The organism is Nonomuraea sp. NPDC049725 (genome assembly GCF_040674795.1).
Taxonomy (GTDB): domain Bacteria; phylum Actinomycetota; class Actinomycetes; order Streptosporangiales; family Streptosporangiaceae; genus Nonomuraea; species Nonomuraea ceibae.
This window is the reverse complement of sequence record NZ_JBFANJ010000001.1, coordinates 489,594-510,785: the sequence shown is the minus strand read 5'-3', so window position 1 is coordinate 510,785 and position 21,192 is coordinate 489,594. Positions and strand designations below refer to the sequence as shown.

23 protein-coding genes are annotated in these 21,192 nt (G+C 71.6%); 11 read left to right on the top strand and 12 right to left on the bottom strand.

Going from position 1 to position 21,192, the window contains the following annotated elements; translation table 11 throughout:
* Positions 1–90 precede the first annotated feature (90 nt).
* From AB0J53_RS02655 to phnE, 4 genes are read left to right on the top strand one after another with little or no spacing between them, the layout of a single operon-like run.
* Entirely contained in the window at positions 91–1,206 is a 1,116-nt protein-coding gene (locus AB0J53_RS02655; RefSeq protein ID WP_364168070.1) for a TIGR03364 family FAD-dependent oxidoreductase, read from the top strand.
* A 44-nt stretch (positions 1,207–1,250) separates the two neighbouring features.
* Positions 1,251–2,159 (top strand): phosphate/phosphite/phosphonate ABC transporter substrate-binding protein, encoded by a 909-nt coding sequence (locus tag AB0J53_RS02650; RefSeq protein WP_219499176.1) that lies wholly within the window; start codon positions 1,251–1,253, stop codon positions 2,157–2,159.
* Positions 2,160–2,161: 2 nt separating this feature from the next.
* Positions 2,162–3,007: a phosphonate ABC transporter ATP-binding protein gene (locus tag AB0J53_RS02645; protein WP_364168068.1), complete on the top strand. Its 846-nt coding sequence runs from the start codon at positions 2,162–2,164 to the stop codon at positions 3,005–3,007.
* Positions 3,004–3,813: a phosphonate ABC transporter, permease protein PhnE gene (phnE, locus tag AB0J53_RS02640; protein WP_364168066.1), complete on the top strand. Its 810-nt coding sequence runs from the start codon at positions 3,004–3,006 to the stop codon at positions 3,811–3,813. The genes AB0J53_RS02645 and phnE overlap by 4 nt, the downstream gene beginning before the upstream one ends.
* Before the next feature lie 31 nt (positions 3,814–3,844).
* Here the strand turns inward: phnE and AB0J53_RS02635 are convergent, their stop codons facing one another.
* Entirely contained in the window at positions 3,845–4,393 is a 549-nt protein-coding gene (locus AB0J53_RS02635) for a hypothetical protein (protein WP_364168064.1), read from the bottom strand.
* Positions 4,394–4,417: 24 nt separating this feature from the next.
* A complete protein-coding gene (locus AB0J53_RS02630) occupies positions 4,418–4,999 on the bottom strand; it encodes a winged helix-turn-helix domain-containing protein (protein WP_364168062.1) in 582 nt (193 codons plus the stop codon).
* A gap of 119 nt (positions 5,000–5,118) precedes the next feature.
* Between AB0J53_RS02630 and AB0J53_RS02625 the strand changes: the two genes are divergently transcribed.
* A complete protein-coding gene (locus AB0J53_RS02625) occupies positions 5,119–5,376 on the top strand; it encodes a BTAD domain-containing putative transcriptional regulator (RefSeq protein WP_364168545.1) in 258 nt (85 codons plus the stop codon).
* 67 nt (positions 5,377–5,443) lie between these two features.
* Here the strand turns inward: AB0J53_RS02625 and AB0J53_RS02620 are convergent, their stop codons facing one another.
* From AB0J53_RS02620 to AB0J53_RS02610, 3 genes are read right to left on the bottom strand one after another with little or no spacing between them, the layout of a single operon-like run.
* A complete protein-coding gene (locus AB0J53_RS02620) occupies positions 5,444–6,484 on the bottom strand; it encodes a hemolysin family protein (RefSeq protein ID WP_364168060.1) in 1,041 nt (346 codons plus the stop codon).
* The gene (locus AB0J53_RS02615) at positions 6,481–7,833 is read right to left on the bottom strand and encodes a hemolysin family protein (RefSeq protein ID WP_364168058.1); all 1,353 of its coding nucleotides are present in this window, start codon (positions 7,831–7,833) and stop codon (positions 6,481–6,483) included. Before AB0J53_RS02615 ends, AB0J53_RS02620 begins: the two co-directional genes overlap by 4 nt.
* Positions 7,830–8,138: a hypothetical protein gene (locus tag AB0J53_RS02610; RefSeq protein WP_364168056.1), complete on the bottom strand. Its 309-nt coding sequence runs from the start codon at positions 8,136–8,138 to the stop codon at positions 7,830–7,832. Before AB0J53_RS02610 ends, AB0J53_RS02615 begins: the two co-directional genes overlap by 4 nt.
* Here AB0J53_RS02610 and AB0J53_RS02605 point away from each other — a divergent pair.
* A complete protein-coding gene (locus AB0J53_RS02605) occupies positions 8,133–8,909 on the top strand; it encodes an ion transporter (protein ID WP_364168054.1) in 777 nt (258 codons plus the stop codon). The two genes, AB0J53_RS02610 and AB0J53_RS02605, sit on opposite strands and share 6 nt — an antisense overlap.
* A gap of 26 nt (positions 8,910–8,935) precedes the next feature.
* Here the strand turns inward: AB0J53_RS02605 and AB0J53_RS02600 are convergent, their stop codons facing one another.
* Positions 8,936–9,844 carry an NmrA family NAD(P)-binding protein gene (locus tag AB0J53_RS02600; protein WP_364168052.1) on the bottom strand — a complete coding sequence of 303 codons (909 nt, stop codon included), beginning with the start codon at positions 9,842–9,844 and terminating at the stop codon, positions 8,936–8,938.
* Positions 9,845–9,940: 96 nt separating this feature from the next.
* Here AB0J53_RS02600 and AB0J53_RS02595 point away from each other — a divergent pair, with 96 nt between their 5' ends.
* Positions 9,941–10,513 (top strand): TetR/AcrR family transcriptional regulator, encoded by a 573-nt coding sequence (locus tag AB0J53_RS02595; RefSeq protein WP_357584847.1) that lies wholly within the window; start codon positions 9,941–9,943, stop codon positions 10,511–10,513.
* 36 nt (positions 10,514–10,549) lie between these two features.
* Here the strand turns inward: AB0J53_RS02595 and AB0J53_RS02590 are convergent, their stop codons facing one another.
* Positions 10,550–11,182: a helix-turn-helix domain-containing protein gene (locus AB0J53_RS02590; RefSeq protein ID WP_364168050.1), complete on the bottom strand. Its 633-nt coding sequence runs from the start codon at positions 11,180–11,182 to the stop codon at positions 10,550–10,552.
* An 82-nt stretch (positions 11,183–11,264) separates the two neighbouring features.
* Between AB0J53_RS02590 and AB0J53_RS02585 the strand changes: the two genes are divergently transcribed.
* The 3 genes from AB0J53_RS02585 to AB0J53_RS02575 are packed head-to-tail and all read left to right on the top strand — an operon-like array spanning position 11,265 to position 13,669.
* Entirely contained in the window at positions 11,265–11,495 is a 231-nt protein-coding gene (locus tag AB0J53_RS02585) for a hypothetical protein (protein WP_364168048.1), read from the top strand.
* Positions 11,492–12,613 carry an NAD(P)/FAD-dependent oxidoreductase gene (locus tag AB0J53_RS02580; protein WP_364168046.1) on the top strand — a complete coding sequence of 374 codons (1,122 nt, stop codon included), beginning with the start codon at positions 11,492–11,494 and terminating at the stop codon, positions 12,611–12,613. The genes AB0J53_RS02585 and AB0J53_RS02580 overlap by 4 nt, the downstream gene beginning before the upstream one ends.
* Positions 12,614–12,652: 39 nt before the next feature.
* Positions 12,653–13,669, top strand: a complete 1,017-nt coding sequence (locus AB0J53_RS02575) for a carboxymuconolactone decarboxylase family protein (protein ID WP_364168045.1) — start codon at positions 12,653–12,655, stop codon at positions 13,667–13,669.
* Positions 13,670–13,929: 260 nt separating this feature from the next.
* Here the strand turns inward: AB0J53_RS02575 and AB0J53_RS02570 are convergent, their stop codons facing one another.
* Positions 13,930–14,181 (bottom strand): hexameric tyrosine-coordinated heme protein, encoded by a 252-nt coding sequence (locus AB0J53_RS02570; protein ID WP_219499238.1) that lies wholly within the window; start codon positions 14,179–14,181, stop codon positions 13,930–13,932.
* 631 nt (positions 14,182–14,812) lie between these two features.
* Here AB0J53_RS02570 and AB0J53_RS02565 point away from each other — a divergent pair.
* Positions 14,813–16,174 carry an NAD(P)/FAD-dependent oxidoreductase gene (locus AB0J53_RS02565; RefSeq protein WP_364168043.1) on the top strand — a complete coding sequence of 454 codons (1,362 nt, stop codon included), beginning with the start codon at positions 14,813–14,815 and terminating at the stop codon, positions 16,172–16,174.
* 202 nt (positions 16,175–16,376) lie between these two features.
* On the opposite strand, the gene AB0J53_RS02560 is transcribed toward AB0J53_RS02565, so the two are convergent.
* The 4 genes from AB0J53_RS02560 to AB0J53_RS02545 are packed head-to-tail and all read right to left on the bottom strand — an operon-like array spanning position 16,377 to position 20,980.
* Positions 16,377–17,318, bottom strand: coding sequence for a carbamate kinase (locus tag AB0J53_RS02560; protein ID WP_364168041.1), 942 nt, complete (start codon positions 17,316–17,318; stop codon positions 16,377–16,379).
* 1 nt (position 17,319) lies between these two features.
* On the bottom strand, positions 17,320–18,294 hold the full coding sequence (gene argF, locus AB0J53_RS02555) for an ornithine carbamoyltransferase (RefSeq protein WP_364168543.1): 975 nt from the start codon (positions 18,292–18,294) through the stop codon (positions 17,320–17,322).
* A 23-nt stretch (positions 18,295–18,317) separates the two neighbouring features.
* Positions 18,318–19,577, bottom strand: a complete 1,260-nt coding sequence (locus AB0J53_RS02550; protein WP_364168039.1) for an arginine deiminase — start codon at positions 19,575–19,577, stop codon at positions 18,318–18,320.
* A complete protein-coding gene (locus AB0J53_RS02545) occupies positions 19,574–20,980 on the bottom strand; it encodes an amino acid permease (RefSeq protein WP_364168038.1) in 1,407 nt (468 codons plus the stop codon). Before AB0J53_RS02545 ends, AB0J53_RS02550 begins: the two co-directional genes overlap by 4 nt.
* Positions 20,981–21,192: the final 212 nt, after the last annotated feature.

Genomic DNA, 21,192 nt, shown 5'->3' with positions numbered 1-21,192 from the left:
ACCTGCATAGATGGCGTCCAGATGAACAGGCGGCGACATGTGTTCGGCACCTGTTGACACCTGTCGGGCAGGCTCGGCACCTTGCTTGTCATGACAAGTTTGCTCGACTCGGCCGATGTCGTCGTCGTCGGCGCGGGCATCGTCGGACTGGCCCACGCCGTGGACGCCGTACGCCGGGGACTGTCCGTCGTCGTCGTCGAACGCGACGGGCGGGCCGTCGGCGCGTCCGTCCGCAACTTCGGGCACGGCTGCTTCACCGCCCAGGACGGCGACGCCCTCCGCTACGGGACCACGGCCAGGGCCGCCTGGCTGCGGCTGGCCAAGGAGACGGGGCTCTGGCTGCGCGACGCCGGCACCGTCGTCGTGGCCAGGGCCGACGACGAGTACGCGGTGCTGGAGGAGTTCGCCGCCGCCCGCGACGGCCACGCCGTCCTGCTCGACGCGGGGCAGGTGGCCGAACGGGTGCCGGTGGGCCCCGGCGTGGTCGGCGGCGCCTGGCTGCCGCTGGACATCCGCGTCGACCCCCGCCAGGCCGTCCACGCGATCGCGGACTGGCTGGCCGGCCAGGGCGTGCGCTTCCACTGGGCCACCTCCGTCCACCTCGTGGAGCCGGGCGCGGTCGTCACCAGCCGGGGCCGCGTCGGAGCGGGCCGGGTGGTCTTCGCCGTGGGCCACCACGTGGACCGGCACTTCCCCGGCCTCGCCGCGCAGTTCGGGCTGCGCCGCTGCGCGCTGCACATGCTGCGGGTGGCCGACCCGTACGGCCGGACGGTGGACCCCGCGGTGCTGTCGGGCTTCTCGCTCCTGCGCTACGGCGGCTTCACCGCCTGCCCCGGCGTGGCCGCCGTACGGGCGCGGCTGGAGGCCGAGCACCCGGACCTGGTCGGCATCGGCCTGAACCTGATGTTCACCCAGCGCCCGGACGGCGATCTGATCGTCGGCGACACCCACGCCTACGGCGACACGTTCGACCCGTTCCAGGCCGACGAGCTCGACCGGCACGTCCTGGCCGAGACCGGGCGGCTGCTGGGCGCCGACCGGCTGACGGTCCGCGAGCGCTGGCGCGGCGTCTACTCCTCCGCCCCCGAGCCGTTCCTGATCGCCGCCCCCATGCCCGGCGTGCGCGTGGTCGCGGTCACGTCCGGCATCGGCATGACCACCGCCCTGGGCCTGGCCCCCGAGGTCCTCGACGACCTGCTCGACTGACCACCCCTCCGACACACCACCACACCTTCCGAGGAGAGATCCCCATGCGCGCACGACGCCTCCTGGCCGCCGTGGCGGCGGCCCCGCTCCTGCTGCTGGCCGGCTGCGGCGGCGCCGAGACCGGAGCCGAAGCCGGCGGCGCCACCTGCCCCGGCGGCAGGATCCGTTTCGGCATCGAGCCCTACGAGGACCCCGCCAAGCTCAAGCCCGCCTACCAGGTCCTCGCCGACGCCCTCCAGCGCAAGCTGAACTGCCCCGTCGAGCTGAAGATCGTCGACGACTACTCCGCCGAGGTGCTGGCGATGCGCAACGGGCAGCTCGAACTGGCCCAGTTCGGGCCGCTCGGGTACGTCTTCGCCAGCACGATGGCGGACGCGCGGCCCGTCGCCTCGTTCGCCGACGCGAAGGGCGCCCTGACCACCTACACCGCCGGCATCTGGGTGCGCGCCGACTCGCCCATCACCTCCGTCAAGGACCTGGCGGGCAAGTCCATCGCGCTGTCCAGCCCGGGATCGACCTCGGGTGACGCGCTGCCCCGGTACGCGCTCAAGACCGACGGCGTGGCCGAGTCGTCCGTGAAGATCGACTACGCCGGAGGCCACCCCGAGGCGCTGCTCGCGCTCGTCAACGGCAAGGTCGACGCCGCCGAGATCAACAGCCAGCAGCTCGCCTCCGCGCAGGCCGCCGGCACGTTCAAGCCCGACGGCTTCCGGCAGATCTGGACCTCCGCCCCCATCCCGAACGACCCCATCACCGTCTCCGGCAAGGCCGACCCGGCCTTCCGCGAAGCGGTCACCAAGGCGCTGCTGGAGCTCGGCCCCGCCGACGTCGCCCAGGTCGGCGCGTTCCTCGACGTCGACCCGCCCGGGCCGCTCGTCGCCGTGACGAAGGACACGTACCAGCCGCTGTTCGACCTGGCCGCCGAGCTGAACCTGACCGAGGAGGACGTCTGACCATGAGGCCCGCCGACGCCCCGCCGCCTCCCCTCCGGACGGCAGTGACCGGCCCGCCGGCCGCGCTCGTGGTACGGGGGCTGACCAAGTCCTTCGACGGCAGGACCGTACTGGACGACCTGGACCTGCGGGTCGAATCCGGACAGTTCCTCGCGCTGCTCGGCGCCAACGGATGCGGCAAGTCCACCGCGCTGCGCTGCCTCGTCGGCCTGGAGACCCCCGACGCGGGCGCCATCGCCGTCCACGGCCGGACCCTCGGCTCCGGCCACGACGCCGAGAGCAACCGGCTGCGGCAGCAGACGGCCATGGTCTTCCAGCAGATCCACCTCGTACGCCGCCGCAGCGCCCTGGACAACGTCTGCGCCGGCGCGCTCGGCCGGCTGCCGCTGCGCCGATCGCTCGCGCCGATCCTGTTCCCGCGCGAGCTGCGCGAGGAGGCCATGGCCTGCCTGGACCGGGTCGGGATGGCCGACCGCGCCGCCGAACCGGCCGGCCGGCTCTCCGGCGGGCAGCAGCAACGGGTCGCGATCGCCCGCGCCCTCTGCCAGCGCGCCCGGATCATCCTCGCGGACGAGCCCGTCTCCGCCCTCGACCCGGCCGCCGCCGAGCAGGTCGTCTCCCTGCTGGCCGACCTCGCGCACGAGGAGGGCCTGGCCGTCGCCGCCGTGCTGCACCAGCCCGCGCTGGCCCGCCGCCACGCCGACCGGGTGGTCGGGCTGCTGCACGGCCGGGCCGTCATCGACGCGCCCGCCTCCGAGATCACCGAGGCCGACCTCGACACCCTGTACGCCGGCCGCCCCGCCTCGCCCGCCCCCGCCTCGCACGTCGTTCATCAGGAGCACCGATGAAGTCCCCGGCCACCCCGCTCGCCCCGCCCCGAAGGCGGCCGATCACCACGGCGACCGCGGCCGTCACCGTGGTCGTGGTGGCCGCCCACGTGCTGGCCTGGCACGGCACCGAGTTCTCCCCGGCGGCGCTCGTCCAGGGCTGGCGCGGCATGGCCGACTTCCTCGGCCAGGCCCTGCCGCCCGACCTGTCCTGGACCGAGGTGCTGCTGCCCAGCCTCCAGGGGGCGCTCGTCACGCTCGCCATCGGCCTGCTCGGCACCACCCTCTCGGTGCCGGCGGCGCTCGTCCTGGCCCTGCTCGCGGCCCGGACCACGACCCGCAACCGCTGGGTCTACCAGGGCGCCCGCTCGATCCTGTCGTTCCTGCGCGCGGTGCCCGACGTGGTGTTCGCCCTGATCTTCGTCACCGCCGTGGGGCTCGGCCCGTTCGCCGGCGTGCTCGCGCTGATCTTCCACAACACGGGGGTGATGGGCAAGCTCTGGGCCGAGGCGATGGAGGAGATCGACCTCGGCCCCCGCGACGCCCTGCGCGTCGGCGGCGCCTCCGGTGTCCAGGTCGCCGCCCACGCCGTGCTGCCCGCCGTGATCCCGCAGTTCGTCGGGCTGCTGCTGTACCGCTTCGACGTCAACGTCCGCTCGTCCCTGGTGCTCGGCCTGGTCGGGGCGGGCGGCATCGGCTTCCTCGTCAACCAGTCGATCAAGCTGTTCCGCTTCGACGAGATGGTCACCCACCTGCTGGTGGTGATGGTGCTCGTCGTCGCCGTCGACCAGCTCTCGGCCCAGATCCGCCGCCGCCTCGGCGTCTGACGAGCCGTATCCCGGCGTCATGGCCGGCCCGCTATCCGATGAGCATTCCGATCAACAGCAGCGCCGCGCTTCCTCCAAGAATGCCCAGCCACGCAAAGAGAGAGGACGCCGCGATCCGGCGCTGAAAGGACACGGCCGCGAGCCCGAAAAAGACGGCCGGAACTCCGAAGACGACCCAGACGGCGGCGAAGTTGAACCAACCCGTCGCGGACATGTTGCTGATGCCTTTGCCGAGCGCGATGGGGACGCCCGCCAGAATGAGCAGCTTGACCACGAGTTCCAGCACCGGATAGACGAACTGGGCGGCGGCCGAGCCCCACAGCCCGCCCAGCACGAGCCGGCTGGGCAGCCGCCTGCCCCACGGGCGGACGCTGGCCAGCGCGAGCGCGACCGTGAGGATCCGCAACCCCACCGATCCCAGCGCGATCCAGCCGTCTCCTTCGGGCCAGACGCCTTCGACGACCGCGTTGACGGCGGCCAGGCCGAGCACAGCCACGCAGAAGAGGCCGACGAACCCGGCGGCGGCGTACGCGGGCCACAGCGGGGCCCATGACCGGTCCTTCTGATGAACAGACGGCAACGCGAGATCCTTTCGGCACGGCGGTCAGGCCAGGACGGCGAGAAGCTCGTCTCCCCTGGCCGTGATCTTGATGTGGACGTGGCGGCCGCGGCGCTCGCGGCTGAGCAGGTCGGCGGCCTGGAGCTGGTCGCAGTGGTAGCTGGCAGTGGAGGGCGAGCAGTCCAGCAGGGCGGCGAGCTTCCCGATGGGGATGGAGGTCCCGGCCAGCCGCAGGATGGCGGCGCGGGTGTGACCGAGAGCGAGAGCGAGCTTGTCGGCGTCGTCGCGGGCGGCGGGGCTGGAGCGGCCGGACCACAGGAGGCCGACGGCGGGCAGGGGGTAGCCGATCCACGCCGGGCCGGGCTGGTCGAAGGAGAACAGGCAGGCGCCGTGGCCGGAGACGACGGGCACGAAGGTGAGGCGACGGCCGGCGAGGTCGAAGGATCTGCCCTGCTGGTCCGGAAGCCGGATGGAGGCGCTGTCGCAGGTCAGCCGCCCGCTCAGCCCAGGGAGGAGAGCGTGCAGGCTGCGCGTCACGACGGCCAGGCCGATGCGCTCCTGTTCCTTGTGCAGGAGGGCGTCGGCGTTCTTCCAGACTGGGCGGAACTCCTTCCACAGCCGGTTCATGAGACCGGCGTAGGCACGTATCCAGGTTCCGGGGCGGTCCGCGACCGCGTGCCAGTGCCGGGGGAGGACGGGACCGAACTCGGCCTCCAGCCGTCCGGACGTGGCCGGGAGGCTACGAGATCCGGCTCGGCCCTGACCGGCTGGACCTGCTGGAGTTCCGCCACCTGCTGGGCCGGGCCGGTCGGGCCGACTCGCCCGAGCAGGAGGCGGCGCTGTTGCACAAGGCGGTCGCCTTGTGGCGCGGAGCCGCCTGCTCGGACGTCGCCTCCGAGATCCTGCACCAGGACGTCGCCGTCCTGGAAGAGGAGCGCAGACGCGCCGTCGAACGGCGCATGTTGAAGGCGTGCGGAGGGCGGCAGGTGCTGTGCTTGCCCTGACAACATCGGATCCCTGATCTGCGGGCGCCGGGCTCCGAACCTGGCTCACGGGTGGGTGGTTCAGCCGCTATCTCGCGGGTGACCCCGGGTCCGGGACGAGCAGGGTGGTGAGCAGGTCGTCCAGGCTCACGATGCCCATGACACCAGCACCGCCGGCGCCGTCGGAGCGGATGAGCGCGAGCTGGCTGCGGGCGGCTCGCAGTGCCGCGACCGCCTCCGACACCGAGGCGTCCGAGGGCAGGGCGGGCAGGCGGTAGGCGAGGTGCGCGGCGGTGACGGTGCGGGCGCGGCGGGCGGCCAGGTAGGCGTCGCGGATGTGGACGACGCCGAGCGGCGCCGCCGGGTCGCCGACGACGAGGCGGGAGCGTCTGGCGGTGAGGCAGGCGTCGATCACGTCCTGGGCCGAGGCGGTGGCGGGGACGGTGACGACCCGGTCGAGCGGGGTGATGAGCGCGGCGATGGCGGCGTCGGGGGCGTGCAGGGCCTGGCTGAGCACGGCGTGGTCGTCGGCCTCGATGAGGCCGAGCCTGCGTGACTCCTCCACCAGGTGCCGCAACTGTTCAGGTGTGCGCGGGTTGGCGCCCTCCTCGCGCGGGTGCACCTTGAACAGGCGCAGCAGGGCGTTGCTGATGGCGTTGAGCAGGCTGATCACCGGCCGTACCGCCAGGGTGAAGGCGCGGAAGGGCAGCGCCAGGATGGTGGCGGAGCGTTCGGGGTGCGCGATCGCCCACGACTTGGGCGCCATCTCGCCGAGCACCATGTGCAGGAAGGTCACGACGGCCAGCGCGATGACGAAGGCGACCGCGTGCGCGGCGGCCTCGGGCAGGCCGAGGGTGTGGAACAGCGGGGTGAGCGTGCCGGCGATGAGCGGTTCGGAGACGACGCCGAGGCCGAGCGAGCACAGCGTGATGCCGAGCTGGGCGCCGGCCAGCATGAGCGACAGTTCCTTGATGCCCGACAGGGCGGCCGAGGCGGCCTTGCTGCCTTGCGCGGCGGCCTTCTCCAGGCGGTGGCGCTTGGCCGCGACGAGGGCGAACTCGGCGGCGACGAAGAAGCCGTTGCCGCCGAGCAGGAACAGGGTGAGGGCCAGGCCCAGGGGCAGGTTCACGGCCGCTCCTCCGCTTCGTCGAGGTGCCGGTACGGGGTGAGCCGGACGCGTTCGGGGACGTGCCGGTCCAGCGTCAGGACCTCGATGCGGGCGTGGGTGGGCGCGGCGGGGTCGAGGGTGGCGGGCAGGGCAGCGGTGATGACGTCGCCGGGTGCGGCGAAGCGGCCCAGGCGGTGCAGGATCAGCCCCGCGAGGGTGTCGTAGTCGTCCTCGTCGGGCAGGTTCAGGTCGGTGGCCAGGGCGATCTCGTCGATGCGCAGCCCGGCGTCCAGCTCCCAGCCGTCGCCGTGCCGTACCGCTGAGGGGGTGTCGGCGTCGTCCTCGTCGGCGATCTCGCCGACGAGCTCTTCGGCGACGTCCTCCCAGGTGACGAGGCCGGCCAGGCCGCCGTGCTCGTCGACCACGCAGGCCACCTCCTCGCCCCGGGCGTGGAGCTGGGCGGCCAGGTCGGGCAGCGGCAGCGAGAACGGCACGACCAGGACGTCCCGGGCGAGCTCGCCGACCCGGGTGGCGGCGGCGGCCCCGGCGGGCACCGCGGCCACGTCGCGCAGGCTGACCAGCCCGGTCACGTCGTCGAGCGTGGCGCCGAGCACCGGGTAGTGGGTGTGGCCGTGGACGGCGATGAGCTCGTCCAGCTCCGCGACGCTCGCCGAGGCGGCCACGGCGACCACGTCGGCGCGCGGCACCATCACCTCCTCGGCGGTGTGGTCGGAGAAGGCCAGCGCCCGTTCCAGCACGTCGGCCTGGCTGCCGGGCAGGTGGCCGTGCGCCTCGGACTCGCCGATGATGTGGCCTAGCTCCTCCAGCGTGGCGCCGTGGTGCAACTCCTCGACGGGCTCGATCCCGACGGCGCGCAGCAGCCGGTTGGCGGCGGTGTCGAACAGTTTGATGATCGGCCCCGCGACCGCCAGGTAGACCAGCGTGGAGGCGGCCAGCGCGCGGGCCAGCGGCTCCGGCCGGGCCAGGGCCAGGTTCTTGGGGGCGAGCTCGCCGAGCACCATCTGGATGATCGTGGCCAGCGCGAACCCGACGGCCAGGGCCACCGCCCCCACCATCCCGGCGGGCATGCCGAGCGCGGTCAGCGCGGGCGCGATCAGCTCCGCCAGGGCCGGGCGGGCGATGAACCCGACGACGAGCGCGGTGACGGTGATGCCGAGCTGCGCTCCCGACAGCATGAACGACAGCCGTTCCATCACCTTGACGGCCTTGGCCGCCTTCTTGTCGCCCGCGGCGGCCTGCTGGGACAGGATCAGCCGGTCGGCGCTGACGTAGGCGAACTCCTGGGCGACGAAGTAGCCGGTGGCCAGGGTGAGCACGAAGATGGCCAGCAGGCCCAGCGCCACACTCATCGCGCCCGCCCGGGCGAGGTGACGCCGGACGTGTCCGGGTCGGCCGACACCGATATCACCATCGCCTTCGATCTGGTCGAACCCGGCCGGAACCGGCGTGGGCAGGCCCGCCCGTAAAACGCCTCTTTCCCCGACAACCAGGAGAAACACCCGCCGCCGGGTGTGATCATCATCTCAAGCGTTCGCTGCTGAACCCCGGCGAGGCCCGCCTCTACGATGATCGAAAACTTCGTTCCTGAGGAGCGGTCGCCGAGGTGCCCGGGCAAGAACGCGTACGCATCGTCTTGGAAAACCCTCTTGTGCAACGCGCGATCATCGCGGTGATCGTGATCAACTCGGTCACCATCGGCATGGAGACCAGCTCGCACCTCATGGACCGGGCCGGTGACCTGCTGCACGCCGTCGACCGGCTCGCTCTGGCGATCTTCACCGTGGAGATCGCGGCCCGCCTGTACGCCTACCGTCGCGAGTTCTGGTCCGACCCCTGGAACTGGTTCGACGCGATCATCGTGGTCGTCGCCCTGGTGCCCGCCACCGGCCCCCTGTCGGTGCTGCGCGCCCTGCGGATCCTGCGCGCGCTCCGGCTGATCTCCGCGGTGCCCAGCATGCGCCGCGTGGTGAACGCCCTGCTGACCGCGGTCCCGGGGATGGCGTCCATCATCGGCCTCCTGGTGCTGATGATCTACATCGCGGCCGTGGTCGCGACGACGCTGTTCGGCGACATCGTGCCTGAGCGGTTCGACGAGCTGCCCCGGTCGTTGTTCACGCTGTTCCAGATCATGACCGGGGACGACTGGGGGAGCGTGGCCCAGGAGGTGATGGAGCACAAGCCCTGGGCGTGGATGTTCTTCATCGCCTACATCCTGATGTCCACGTTCGTCGCGCTGAACCTGTTCATCGCGGTGGTGGTCAACGCCATGAACGACGCCGAACCCTCTCCGGCCGAGACCCAGGCCCAGACCGAGCTCGAAACCGTCAAGCGCGAGCTGGCCGCCGTCAACGCCAAGCTCGACCAGCTCCTGATCCGCCAGGCGAGCCCGGCCAACGGGCGAGGACGCCGCCACCAGCAACTGTGATCACCGGACGTCGCCGCCGCCCGTGGTCATGCCGCGGGGCTCAGGTGCTGCCGGGCCCATTCCTCGAAGCTGGTCAGCGGGAGGCCGAGGTCCCTGGCGTACTCGGGGCGGGCGGGCTGACCGGCCGTGTTCAGCCACTCGTGCGAGCCGCCCATCGACGGCATGCCGGCGGCGAGCGCCTGCTCCTCGGTCATGTCCGGCGCCGACAGGGGCGTGCCCAGCGCGCGGGAGAGGACCGCGGCGATCTCCGTCATCGGCAGATAGTCGCTCGCCAGCTCCAGCTCGACCCCGTCGAAGCGCTCCGGCGCGGCGATGGCCGCGGCGGCCGCCGTGCCGATGTCGTCGGTCGCCACGAGGGACAGGCGGGTCCGCGGCTTGATCACGCTCACCAGGCCGCCCTCGACGCCTCGCGGGAACAAGAACGCCATGGACGGCAGGAAGTTGTCCATGAAGAAGGCCGGCTTGAGGATCGTCCAGTGGGGGAAGCCCGCCGTGCGGACGTGTTGCTCGATCGCGGCCTTGGCGTCCAGAGAGGCCGCCGCCGCCTCCTGCCCGGGGGTCCTGGTGTGGCGTCCGGCGCCGCTGGTGGACGTCTGCACGAACTGCGGCACTCCTGCGGCCTTCGCGCCTTCGATCAGGTTGACGGCCTGGGCCACCTCGTCGTCGAAGTCGAAGCCTCGGGAGGTCAGCGGGGCGATCTGTACGGAGAAGACGGCGCGGGCGTCCTTGGCGGCCCGGGTCACCGATGCGCGGTCGCGGAGGTCACCGGTGACGAGCTCGGCGCCGAGCGTTTCGACGGCCCGGGCCCGGTCGGTGGCCGGGTCGCGGACCAGGGCGCGGACCGGGACGCCGGCCGCGAGCAGGGCGCGGGCGGTGGCCCCGCCCTGCCTGCCGGTGGCGCCGATGACCAGGACGGGCGCGGATGATGCGGGCATGATGCTCCCTCGGGACGATAAACGGCGGGGCCCGCCGTTTTCCTCTGCGGTACGATACGGCGGGCCCCGCCAGTTAGCAACACCGGAGATGACGCCATGCCCGACCGCCAGCGCGCGGACGCCCGGCGCAACTACGCGCGCATCCTCGCCGTCGCGGAGGAGGAGGTCGCCACGCACGGCGCCGGCGCCTCCCTGGAGCAGATCGCCCGCGTGGCGGGGGTCGGCTCGGCCACGGTGCGCCGCCACTTCCCCACCCGCCGGTCACTGCTGGAGGCGGTCTCCCACCGGCGGATCGAGTCCCTGTGCGCCCGCGCGAACGAGCTGGCGAGCGAGGACGACAGCCGCGTGGCCCTCCTCGGCTGGCTCGGCGACGTCCTCACCTACTGCGTCGCCGCACGCGGGCTCACGGCGGCCCTGTCCTACGAGGAAGCCGAGCCCGGCTCGATGGACGAGAGCACCTGCGCGGCGATGATGGAACAGGCAGGCGATCCGCTGCTGCGCCGCGCCGTACGAGACGGCGTGGTCGCGGAAGGCGCCACCGTCGCCGACCTGATCACGCTGATCGTCGGCATCGTCCTGGCGACGGAGCACCACCCCGACCCCGCCGCCCGGGCCGAGCACCTGTTCCGGCTCGCGGTAGCGGGCCTCAGCCCGCAACCCAGGACTTGACAGTGTCTCCCGCATTTCACTAGAGCATCACGCTAGTCATTCGGATGACGCAAGAAGGGTGCTGATCAGAGTCTGGGTCGCCCAGTCGGCCCAGGCGTGGCTGCTCCAGCCCCGGTGGTCGGTGAGCAGGTGGTAGGTCTCCGGCGCCAGGACGGCGAGGGCCATGTCCGCGGCGCGAAGTGCGTTGAGGTCGGCGCGCAGCGCGTTCTTGGCGGCCAGGGCGCCGGTGAACACGGCCAGCACGGTGTGCCGCTGCGTGATGTTGGTGCGCCACAGTTCGGCGATCTCCGGGTCGGTGGCGGCGGCCGAGCGGGCGACCTCCAGCAGCGGCGCCACCCGGGCATGGATGTCGGCGGTGGCCTCGACGAGCCGGTGCAGCAGCTCGGGCGGCGGCGCGGCGAGCGCTTGGGCGGCCCATGGGCGGTCGAGCGTGGCGACCGGGGCGTCGTCGCCGGCCACCTCGACGTCGAGCAGCTCCTTGAGGATCGCTCGTTTGGTTTCGAAGGTGAAGTACAACGTCTGCACGGCCACCCCGCCTCGGGTCGCGATGGCCTGCATGCTCGTGGCGGTGTAGCCGCGTTCGACGAACAGCTCGCGGGCGGCGGCGAGCATGCGGGCACGGGTCTGGGCCGTCTTGGCCGCGCGCACTCCGGGCTTGGGTGGTGTCACCGGTGATCTCCCCAACTTGACTGGAGCGACACTCTAGTGCAATTGTCGCTGGAGTATCGCTCTAGCGAAAGACGTATGACGCATGGGCAACCGCACCTTGACGGGTCACACGGCCGCAGTGGAGTCGGCGGTCTTCCCGGACACCACGCTCGTGAACGACGCGCTGCCGGCCATCGGCACCGGAGCCGTCCCGCTCCCGCCCGGCACGAGCCTGCACCCGGTCCACGGCGGTCATGGCGTGGGCGCCGCTGGCGGCCGACATGGCGTCACCGCGCTGTCGCTCGGCGCACCACGCTGCGGGCGGGCGTCGTGACGCCCACCGTCATCATCATCGGAGCAGGTCCGGCCGGGTTGGCGGCCGCGGCGGCCCTGCGGCGGCACCGGATCAACCCGGTCATCCTCGAACAGGGCGAGGCGGTGGGCACCTCCTGGCGGCACCGCCACCAGGACCTGCGCCTGAACACCATCCGCTGGCTCTCCGACCTGCCCGGCCTGCCCATCCCCGGACGTGCTGGCCGGTGGGTCGCCCGGGACGACTACATCGACTACCTCGAACGCTTCACCCGGCACGCGCGACTCCACGTACGTTGCGGTGTTCGAGCCCGCCGGATCGACCCCGTGGCCGGCGGCTGGCAGATCACGACGAACGACGGCCACTACCGCAGCCGCCACGTCGTCGTCGCCACCGGCCACGACCGCGTCCCCAAGCTGCCCGACTGGCCCGGACGCGCGGGCTTCCAGCAGCCGATCCAGCACGTCGCCGCCTTGCGCCGCGCCGCCGACCTCGCCGGCGCCCGAGTCCTGCTCGTCGGCGCCGGCAACTCCGGCGTCGAGATCGCCGGCCACCTCGTCGACGCGGGCGTCCGGCACCTGTGGATGTCGGTGCGCACCTCACCGACCATCCTGCCCCGGCACCTGTACGGCCTTCCCCTGCACCCGCTCACCCTCGCGCTGCGCCTCCTGCCGGAGCCGATCCGCGACCGCCTCGCCCGCGCCGCGGCGCACCACGCGTTCGGTGACCTACGCGCCCACGGGCTGCCCACCCCGAGGCAGGGCCCGTACGAGCGCATGCGCACCACCGGGGTCACCATCGCGATCGACCAGGGCTTCGTCGGGCATCTCACCGCCGGCCGGCTGCACATCGTCACCGACATCGACCGTCTCGACGGTCCCGAGGTCGTGCTGCGAGACGGCAGCCGGTTGCGACCCGACACGGTGCTGGCCGCCACCGGCTACGACCCCGGTCTCGCCGATCTGGTCGGACACCTCGACGTCCTCGACCACGACGGACGTCCCCACCGTGATGCGGGCAAGCACCGGCCGGGACTGTGGTTCATCGGCTACCGGCCGGCGATAGAGGGCAGCCTGCGCCGGTTCCCCGTCGAAGCGCGGCGGATCGCCCGCGCCATCGGCAACGCGCCCCAAGCCTGACCGTGTCCCTGAAATAGCCCAACCACCTAGGAGATCAGCATGTCCATCCGCCACATCGCGCCCGTCCCCAGGAAATCCGCGACCGGCCGAGTCGCCGAGGTGTACGCCCAGTCGGCGGCCGACTTCGGGCAGGCCGCGTTCATGATGCTGTCCCCGGCGCCTGAACTGCACGCCGCGGCCTGGGCCGTGCTGCGCGAGTCGGAACTGGCAGGACTCGCACCCCGCACCGACAAGGAAGTCGTGGCCGTGGCCGTGTCACAGGCCAACCGGTGCCGGTTCTGCATCGACGCGCACACCATCCTCCTCCACGCCCTCGGCGAACACCAGCTCGCCGAGGACCTGCTCGACGACCGAGTCCCGGCCGACCCTCACCACGCCGCCCTGACGACCTGGGCGAAAGCCACCCGAACCCTCGACCCGGCACACCTGCCGGCACCGCCCTTCCCTGCCGACCTCGCCGCCGAGTACATCGGCACGGCCCTGTCGACCCACTTCATCAACCGCATGTTCTCCACGCTCACCGACGAGCAACTGCTGCCCGGCAACCTGCAACGAGCACGGCCGGTACGCCGCGTCGGGGCCATGGCCTACACCCGCACCGTCCACCAGCAACTCGCCCGAGGCGACAGCCTGCCGCTCCTGGCCGGCATCCCGATGGAGCCCCGGCCGGCCTGGGCGGGCGACACACCGATCGGAGCCGCGTTCGCCGCCCTGCGCAGCGTGGCAACCGCCGGCGCCACCCTCCTGAGCGAGCCAAGCCGAAACCTGCTCCAAGCCACGGTCGCCGAACCCGCCCCCTTTTCACCTGGCACACGGCTGACACAACGGTTGACCCAGCTTCCCGAAGCCGACCGGCCCGCCGCCAAACTCGCGCTCCTGGCCGCTGTCAGCCCGCACGACATCACCGAAGCGGATGTCACCGCATGGCGCACCACGACCTCCGCCACCGACACCGACCTGGTGCGCCTGCTCGCCTTCGGCGCCATCACCGCGATGGAGCGAATCGAGGAGACCATCGCCAGCCGAACACCGACTGCCCCCACCGACCGCGTCTGACTGCACCCGCGTCGGGGTGCTGCGGGAGGTAGCTCCGTCGCGCCCCCGCCTCTGTGCCGTGTCGGGGACCATCCCCGCACGCGCGGCGCCCCGGAGGCTGGCCCGCCTGCACCGCCGCATGGGGCGCTGTGGCGGTCCGTAAGGGCGAGGGACACCAGACCCAGAAGTCACACCGTACGCTCGCCCTGCCTCGGCGTTGCGTGGATGCCTTTCAGAAACGACGTGAAGAGCAGCCGTCATGGGACTCTCCTCCGTGAGGGTCAGCGCCAATAGCCGTTGGCAGCGGCGACAGTGGCGAACTCCAGCGCCACCACCTGGGCGGCGGCGATCAGGCCCATGGGGTCTTCGCCGTACCGCGCCCGCCCGGCCCGGAGGATCTCCAGGTCGGGCTGGAGGTTGTGCACGGTGTGACGGGCGAGCGTGATGGCCAGGGCCCGTCCCTCTTCGGGGGTAGCGGTGATGAGGGTGCCGCCGGGGACGAGCACCATGCCTTCATCGGGAACGTGGGTCATGGGGATTTCGCCTTTCACTGATGCGCTCAAATTCTGTGGGTGCTCGTGTTCTGGGTGGCTCGCAGATGGCGGTGCCTTCTGGGGGTGACGCCCTTCACTTGCTGCCTGCCTCGCAGATACGAACTCCGCGCTGGAGCCGTGCGTGCCCCCTGAGCCTGCCGGGGTGGCCTGTTGCCAACCCGTCACTTACTAGACCGGACAGCCTCCGGACTCGTGACGCCGCCGCGAGGAGGAATCAGCAGAGTGTCGCTCGAAGTCGGCCTGCCCGGCTGTCGGCGTGCTCCTGGGCCGGTTAGGGGAGATGGGCTGTCGCCGTCACCGTGCCGGGATGGCACGTCCGACGCGTGGTCGCTGAGTCCAGCAGCCCTGGGTGATCCGGGCATTCGCGCTATCGGTACGTGCTGTCACATTTCGTCGCCCCCATCCGGTCGTTGCTGTGGAACGCAACCGAGCATGGTGCGGGGTGACGATGAAGGCCGGCTCACTGGCCATCGGACGGACACCCGGTCGCGGTTGAGGCCGACTTCACCCACCCGAAACGCCCAGGCTCCTCAAAGCCCGATGTCGGCGTGCCCATGAACACCCGGCAGCGTCGCACACCCCGTATCGAAACAAGCGAGGAGACAGACAGATGAGCAGCGACTACGACGTCATCGTGATCGGTGGCGGATCGCCTGGAGAGCATTGTGTCGGCGCCCTGGCCGACGGTGGGTTGCGCGTCGCGCTGGTGGAACGGGAACTGGTCGGCGGGGAATGCTCCTACTGGGCCTGCATCCCGTCCAAGACGCTGTTGCGTCCGGGCGAGGCGGTCCACGGAGCGCGGGAGGCGGCCGCCACCGCCGAGGTCGACGCCGAGCGAGCCCTGGCCTGGCGGGACTTCATGGTGTCCGACTACTCCGACGCGGGCCAGCAGCGGTGGCTGGCCGCCAAGGGCATCGACCTGCTGCGTGGCACCGGCCGGCTCGCCGGGCCGGGTGTCGTGGAGGTGAACGGTGTTCGCCACACCGCCGACCACATCGTCATCGCCACTGGCGCGTCAGCCGTCATTCCTCCCGTCCCGGGCCTGCGGGAACTGCCGGGCGTCTGGACCAGCCGCGAGGCGACCGGTATGAAGGCGGTGCCGCGGCGGCTTCTCGTACTCGGCGGCGGTGCCGTCGGTGTGGAGATGGCCCAGGCGGTACGGCGTCTGGGCGGCGAGGTGGTCCTGACCGCACGGAGCCGGCACGTCCTGCCGCGCGAGCCCGCGCCACTGGGCGAGGCGCTCGGCGAGGTCCTTCGCCGCGACGGGGTCGAGATCGTGCTCGGCCCGCAGGTCACCGGTGCCCGGCACGACGGCGAGGACTACGTTCTCAGCCTCGACGACGGTCAAGAGCTGCGCGGCGACAAGCTGCTCGTCGCCGCCGGGCGGCGCCCACGCGTGCACGACCTCGGCCTGGAGACGGTCGGGGTAAGCGCCGACGGCCATGGCATCCCCGTCGATCGGTGCCTGCGCGCCGCCGAGAAGCTCTGGGTGGTCGGCGACGCCACCGGTCTATGGATGCTGACCCACGTCGGCAAATACCAGGGCGAGGTCGTTGCGGACAACATTCTCGGCAGGCGTCGTGAGGCGGACTATACGGCCGTGCCCCGCGTCGTCTACACCGACCCGCAGGCCGCATCGGTCGGCGACGTCGAGGCGCGGTTCAGCGTCACCGTTCCTCTCTCCGAGGTGGCCAAGACCGCCACGTACACCCGAGCCTACGAGGAATCCAACGGATTCCTCGCGCTGTTCAGCGACGGCCATGTGCTCACCGGCGCCTGCGCTTTCGGCCCCGAGGCGGGCGAGTGGCTGCAGCAGGCGACCCTTGCGATCCGCGCCGGGATCCCGCTGGACGTGCTGCGCGACACCATCCAACCGTTCCCCACCTTCTCGGAAATCTACGTTGCCGCGCTCAAGGGCCTGCACGACAAGATCGCGGGGGCCGGGCAACCAGCCCGGCAGGCAGCGTCATAGACCCTACGGCCCACACCCGGCGGCATCGTTCGCCGGTCAGAGCTGTGAACCTGAGGGTGGTGCTCAGCGGTTGACCCACCGCCCTCAGGAAATCGCACCCGTCCGCTGATCATTCGACCAACAGTTGGAGCGCCGGATCGGCCGCTGTCTCAGGGCTGACACCGTTGCCCACGGTCTCGCCTACGGGTGTACGCCGCTGTGCTCACCCTGTTCGCCTTGGCGCGCTTGCCGAGCCGGTCGATGTCGTGATGGTGGTTCCCGCCGTGCCGGCGAGCACCGCGGACGCCTCCCGCAGCGCGCCGATCGCCGCCGCCCGCCCGGTTGCCGTGACGAACCGGATACACGCGTCGACCTTGGGCCCCATCGACCCGTCAGGGAAGGGCATCGTGCGCAGCTCGCCGACGTCGATGGTGGACAGGGGCCGCTCCCGTGGAGTGCCGAAGTCGCGCCGGACGGCGTCGACGTCGGTAAGGATCACGAGGCGGTCGGCGTTCAGTTCGATCGCCAGCAGCGCCGCCGTGCGGTCCTTGTCGACGACGGCCTGCGCACCCTCGAACCGCCCGCCGCCCACGGCGAGAATCGGAACGCCGCCTCCGCCTCCGCAGATGACGGTCGTGCCTGTGGCCACGAGGTGCCGGATCGTGGGGAGTTCGACGATCCGGCGCGGCGACGGGGACGCCACCACCCGGCGCCAGGCCGGGCCGTCCCGGGCGACGGTCCACCCGTGCTCCCGCGCGAATCTCCGGGCCACCGGCTCCGGGTATCCCTGGCCGACGAACTTCGCGGGGGCGCGGAACGCCGGATCGTCCGCGTCGACCTCGGTCTGCGTGACGATCGTGACGACTGGCCGGACCATGCCCGCGTTGCCCAGCTCCCGCGCCAGCCAGTACCCGATCATGCCCTGGGTCTGGGCGCCGAGCGTGTCGAGCGGGAACGGATGGGCCAGCGCCGGGTCGTTCTCGCTCTCGGCGGCCAGCATCCCGATCTGCGGCCCATTGCCATGACAGAGCACCAGCGTGTGCTCGGCGGCGAGCGGCGCCAGCGCGCGGGCGGCGGCGCGCACGTGCCGTCGCTGCACCTCCTCGTCGGGATGTTCGCCTCGTTCGAGCAGGGCGTTCCCGCCCAGCGCGACGACCAGCAGCATGTCAGGCTCCCAGCGACGCGACGAGCACGGCCTTGATGGTGTGCAACCGGTTCTCCGCCTGCTCGAAGACTATGGAGGCGGGGGAGGCGAACACCTCGTCGGTGACCTCGGCCCCGGCGAGTCCGTGACGTTCGCGGATCCGCTTGCCGAGCGCGGTGCTGGTGTCGTGGACGGCAGGCAGGCAATGCATGAAGCGCGTGTCGGGGCGTCCCGTGGCGGCCATCGCCTCCGCCGTGACCCGGTAGGGGGTGAGTAACGGGACCCGCCGGTCCCATTCGGCGTCGGCCTCGCCCATGCTGACCCACACGTCGGTATGGACGAAGGCGGCGCCGTCAAGCGCCACCGCGAGATCGTCGGTGACCGTCACCCGGGCGCCGCTCTCCTGCGCCAGGCGTTCGGCCTGTCGCACCAGCGACTCCGGTGGGCTCAGCGCGGCGGGCGCGGCGATCCGCACGTCCATGCCGAGCATGGCCCCGGTGATCAGCAGCGACCGGGCCATGTTGCCGCGCCCGTCGCCGGTGAAGCAGTAGCTGATCCGTTCGATGTCGCCTGGCTGGTGTTCGCGCATGGTCAGGACGTCGGCGAGCATCTGGGTCGGGTGCCACTGGTCGGTGAGCCCGTTCCAGACCGGGACGCCGGCGTGCCTGGCCAGCTCCTCGACGGTCTCCTGGGCGAACCCGCGGAACTCGATCCCGTCGAACATCGCGCCCAGCACCCGCGCGGTGTCGGCGACGCTCTCCTCCCGGCCCAGGTGCGAGCCCGACGGTCCGAGGTAGGTGACGTGGGCGCCCTGGTCGTAGGCGGCGACTTCGAACGCGCATCGGGTGCGGGTGGAGTCCTTCTCGAAGACCAGGGCGATGTTGCGTCCGGTCAGCTCGGCCCGTTCGTGCCCGGCCCGCTTGGCCTCCTTCAGCGCCGCGGCGCGGTCGAGCAGTTCGAGGAAGCCCGTGCGGCCGAGGCCGGTCACGGTGAGCAACGAGCCGGACGAGGACAGGCGGGTCACGGCGACTCCTTCGCAGTGAGGGAAACGGGGTCACGCAGGATGGGGCAGGTCATGCAGCGGGCGCCGCCGCGGCCACGGCCGAGCTCGCTGCCGGCCAGCGGAATGACCTCCAGGCCGTGGTCGCGCAGCATGGCGTTGGTCGCGGTGTTGCGTTCGTAGCCGAGCACCACGCCGGGGGCGACTGCCAGGAAGTTGTCGGCGTCGTTCCGCTGCTCACGCTCGGCCTCACGCCGGTCTCCCGACGCGGTCAGCACACGGACGCCGTCGTCCTCGATCGCCTCGCACAGTCCGGCTGTCAGCCCTGTCCTGCGGCGGACGCGCCCATCAGGGGTGAGCAGCCAGACCCGGGCCGCGGCCTGGTCGAAGTAGGGGTAGGCGACGAAGGTGGCGACGTCGACCATCGTGAGCACGGTGTCCAGGTGCATCGTCGAGCGGGTCTTGGGCAGCTCGACGGCCAGGACGCGGCGGGCGTGGCCATCGGAGAACAGCCGCCCGGCGAGCATCTCCATGCCCATCGGCGTGGTGCGCTCGCCCATCCCGATCATGACGACGCCGTCGGCGATGACGTGGATGTCGCCGCCCTCCAGCGTCGCCGGGGCGTGGAGCAGGTCGTCGTCGCCGTAGACGGTGACGAAGTCGGCGCCGGCGAACAGCGGGTGGTGCCGGTAGACGGTGCGAGTGTTGATGGACTCGCGGTTTCTGGCCGCTTTGGCCATCGGGTTGACCGCGGCGGCCCGGCCGATCCAGGCCGCGTTGTCGCGCTGGAACAGCGTGTTGGGCAGCGGGGCGAGCACGAAACCGTCATCGTCGAGGCTGTGCCACGCCACGCTGGCCACGCGGGGCAGGTCGATCTCCGACTTCAGCACCCCACCGATCAGATGGCCGGCCAGCACGACCGGGTCAGTGTCCAGGAACAGCGCCCGCAGCTCACGGGCCAGCGCCGGTCCGAACCGCTGATCAGTGCACACGCGGTTCACGGCGAAGCGCCGGCCGGCGTCGGTCGCGAGCGCCTGCGCCAGCAACTCGGCGAACAGGTGCACCCGCACGCCGCGGGCGCGCAACGCCGCGACGAACTCGTCGTGTTCGTGGCGCGCGCGGTCGGCCCAGAGCACGTCGTCGAACAGCATTTCAGCGGCGTTGCCGGGGGTCAGCCGGTCCAGCTCTCGCCCGGGCCGGTGCACGACGACCTCGCGCAGGCGACCGATCTCGGAGTGGACGCCGATCCGCAGGGCGGTGTCCTGGCCGGTCGCTGTCATCGCGTCACCGCCGGGGTCTCGCCGTAGACGCCGCGGCGGGCCTTGACCCAGACGTACACCGGCACGCCGAGCAGCAGGCAGAACGTTCCGTAGTAGACAGCCTGGTAGCCGCTCCCGGCGAGAGCCCAGAACCCGAACGCCAGGGCGAGCATTGAGACGGTGACGTCACGTACAAGATGCCCGGTCCGCGATCGCCTGCCTTCGACGATCAGCCAGTACAGCTGCGCCGCGGCGGACAGCAGGTACGGGACGACGGAGGTGAGCACCGACAGGAGCACGACAGCGATGAACACCTGCTCGAAGCTGGTGTAGCTGATGACGGTAAGTCCTGCGGCCAGCAGGGTGGAGACGATGATTCCGAACGCGGGCACCCCGGACCGGTTCTGCCGGGCGAAGCGGGCCGGGAACAAGCCGTCCCGCGCCGCCGCCCGTGGCATCTCGGCCACGATCAGCGTCCAGCCGACCAGTGCCCCGAAGCCGGACACGATGGCCGCGACGGCGACCGTCGCCCCCGCCCACTGTCCGCCGAAGATGGCGTTCGCCGAGTCGGTGAAGGGGGCGGCGGAGCGGATGAGGCGGTCGTGCGGCACGGTGCCGAAGACGGTGACTGTGCCGAGGATGTACACCGCGGCACAGGCCAGGGTGCCCAGCACGGTTGCCCGGCCGACGTTCCGCCTGGGGTCTCTGACCCGGGCCGCGGCGACAGACGCGGTCTCGATGCCCAGGTAGCTGAACAGGGCGATGGCTCCCGCAGCGCTGATCGCGCCGAGCCAGGAGCCGCCACTGGCGTTGAACTCGCCGAAGTTCGCCGTGTTGATGAACAGCAGGCCGATGGTGGCCATGAACACCAGCGGGATGAACTTCAAGACGGTCGCGACGACCTGGAACGCGGCGAAGCTGCGCAGTCCCGAGAGGTTGACCAGGGCCGGCAGGAGCAGCCCGGCCAGCGCGATCGCGATCGACCACCCGATCTCGTGCCTGGTGTTCCAGAACACCTCGACATAGCCCACCCACGCCACGACGATCGCCGCGTTCCCGGCCCAAGCGGTGATCCAGTAGCTCCAGGCGATGAGGAACCCGGCGAATTCGCCGAATGCGTCGCGGGCGTAGACGTAGGGGCCGCCTGCGGCCGGCAGCCGCGCCGCGAGGCCGCGGAACGCCAGCGCCAGCGCGACCGCGCCGATCGTGACGAGCACGAACGCCACCAGCGATATCGGGCCGAACACCGCCAGGGCGGACGGAAGGGCGAACACTCCGGTTCCGATGACCGAACCGACCACCAGCGCAGACGCCGTGACGAGCCCGAAACGACGCTCACCCGGCTCCCGCCCGGGCGGCGCACTGTCCATCGGCGGGGCTGGACGGGCCACGTCCCGCAGCGGTGCGCCATCCGTGATGTTCATGATCTATCCCTTTCGCCGCGAACCGGATCGGTTCCTCCGCTTGGACCGGGCGGCCACCTTGATCTGTGACAGGCGGGTGAGGCGGGGGATCAGAGGAAGGAACCTGCCGATCAGGTGCCAGGCGCCGCCGGAACCACCTGCCGGGACCGGCTCGCCGCGCGCTCATGTGTTCCGTGTACAAGGCCGCCGCTCGGCACTGTCACAGATTCGGC